Genomic DNA, 2,263 nt, shown 5'->3' on the forward strand with positions numbered 1-2,263 from the left:
CGGGCATGTGCGGGGCCGGGCCGGGCGGGGGCCCGGCGGGCTCAGCGCGGCTGGCCGTAGCCGCCGAGCTTGTCCGCGGCGCGCCGCAGCTCGTCCGGCGGGATCAGGGTGGGGGTGCGGCCGGGGACGGAGACCGCGGTGAGCCAGACCTGGCACATCCATTCGAGCTGGGCGGTGCGGTCGTACGCCTGGTCCAGGGTGGCGCCGTGGACGACGGTGCCGTGGTTGCGCAGCAGACAGCCGCTGCGGCCGCGCAGCGCCTCGATCATGGCGTCGGCCAGTTCGTCGGTTCCGTAGAGCGCGTAGGGCGCGACGCGGATCGGCCCGCCGAGGGCCGCGGTCATGTAGTGGATCGCGGGGAGCTCGTCGACGAGCGTGGAGACGGCCGTGGCGTGGACGGCGTGGGTATGGACCACGGCCTCGGCGTCGGTCTCCCGGTAGACGGCCAGGTGCATGGGCAGCTCGCTGGTGGGCTTCAGCGTGCCGAGGACCTGTTGTCCGTCGAGGTCGACGGCGACGGCGTCCCGTGGGCCGAGCCGGTCGTAGGGGACGCCGCTCGGGGTCACCAGGACGGTGTCGCCGACCCGGGCCGAGACATTGCCCGAGGTGCCGACGACCAGGCCGTCAGCGGTGGTTCTGCGGGCCGTTCGCACCACCTGCGTCCATGCCTGCCGCAGGGGATGGGTCAGCCGCGGCTGCGGCTGCCGCGTGGATCGCGACTGGGTCACCTGCCCTCACCTCCGAGGCCCGATCCTCCCAGGCGTCCGGCGGCCGGGCGATGGCGGGACCGGAAGGGGCGCGGCGCTTGTCGACGACCGACTACGACCGCGCCTCGTGGGCAGCCGCCCCCGTGTGGGTGAACGAGGGTGAACGGCGGGCGGCCGCGGGGCCGGTCCAGGGGCCTCCGCCGGTGGTCCTCGATCGAGGCTCAACTCCCGTACGACGTGGGAAAGTCGGCTTGAATTCATCAGGCTTTAGCACTCCCGCAACCACGTCACCCTGATGCCCCACTCAGTTCATCTTCCGTTCACCCTGTTTCCTTACGTTCACCGTGCCACTAACGACCTTCGAACTGATTGACCGGGTGTATGGAACACATCACGCTTCTCATCGGGATCGTGATCGTCACGGCCTTGGTGTTCGACTTCACGAACGGCTTCCACGACACGGCTAACGCCATGGCCACCACCATCTCCACGGGAGCACTCGGTCCCAGGGTGGCGGTGGCGATGTCGGCCGTCCTCAATCTCGTCGGCGCGTTCCTGTCCGTGGAGGTGGCCAAGACCATCTCCGGCGGGATCGTCGACGAGGACTCCGGTATCCGACCAGAAGTGATCTTCGCGGGACTGGTCGGGGCGATCCTGTGGAATCTGGTGACCTGGCTCGCCGGACTCCCCTCCAGTTCCTCGCACGCCCTGTTCGGCGGCCTGATCGGCGCCACCTTGGTCTCCGTCGGTCTGGACGGGGTCAACGGCGACGCGATCGTCATGAAGGTCCTGATCCCCGCCGTCGCCGCGCCGGTCGTGGCCGGCATCGCCACGGTGGCCGCCACCCGGCTCACCTACCGGCTCGGCCGCGGCCGCTCTTCGGAGGAGACCGCGAAGGGCTACCGCGCGGGGCAGATCGCCTCGGCCGCCCTGGTCTCCCTGGCCCATGGCACCAACGACGCCCAGAAGACGATGGGCGTGATCACCCTGGCGCTGGTCACCGGGGGCGTGGTGGCGCCCGACTCCGACCCGCCGCTGTGGGTCATCGTCTCGGCGGGCCTGGCCATCGCGCTCGGCACCTACCTGGGCGGCTGGCGCATCATCCGCACCATGGGCAAGGGCATCACCGACATCCAGCCGCCGCAGGGCTTCGCCGCCCAGACCGGCGCCGCGACCGTCATCCTCGCCTCCTCCCACATCGGCTTCGCGCTGTCCACCACCCAGGTCTGCTCCGGTGCCGTGATGGGTGCGGGTGTCGGCCGTAAGGGCGCGGTGGTGCGCTGGTCGACCGCCGGCCGCATGGTGGTCGCCTGGGTGCTGACCCTCCCGGCCGCGGGCCTGGTGGCGGGCGGCGCCGCGCTGCTGGCCGACCAGGGGAACGCGGGGATCACGGCGGTGGCCGTGCTCGCCGTCCTGGCCTGCGGGGCGATCTGGGCGCTGTCCCGCCGCAAGCCCGTGGACCACACCAACGTCAACGAGGTCGGCGCACAGGAGCCGGTGGGCGCCGTCACGGCCGCCCTGCGGTCCGTGGCCCCGCCGCCCGCGGGCGCGAAGCC

General features: G+C 71.8%; 2 protein-coding genes. One reads left to right on the plus strand and one right to left on the minus strand.

Annotated elements, in window-relative coordinates; translation table 11 throughout:
* Positions 1 to 41: 41 nt before the first annotated feature.
* Entirely contained in the window at positions 42 to 728 is a 687-nt protein-coding gene (locus tag KN815_RS48750; RefSeq protein ID WP_216348154.1) for a class II aldolase/adducin family protein, read from the minus strand.
* A 360-nt stretch (positions 729 to 1,088) separates the two neighbouring features.
* On the opposite strand from KN815_RS48750, the gene KN815_RS48755 reads away from it, so the two are divergent.
* The coding region (locus KN815_RS48755; RefSeq protein ID WP_216348155.1) for an inorganic phosphate transporter at positions 1,089 to 2,263 on the plus strand (1,175 nt) is incomplete at its 3' end.

Origin of the sequence: Streptomyces niphimycinicus, assembly GCF_018883605.1 — a bacterium.
In the GTDB taxonomy this organism is placed as follows: domain Bacteria; phylum Actinomycetota; class Actinomycetes; order Streptomycetales; family Streptomycetaceae; genus Streptomyces; species Streptomyces niphimycinicus.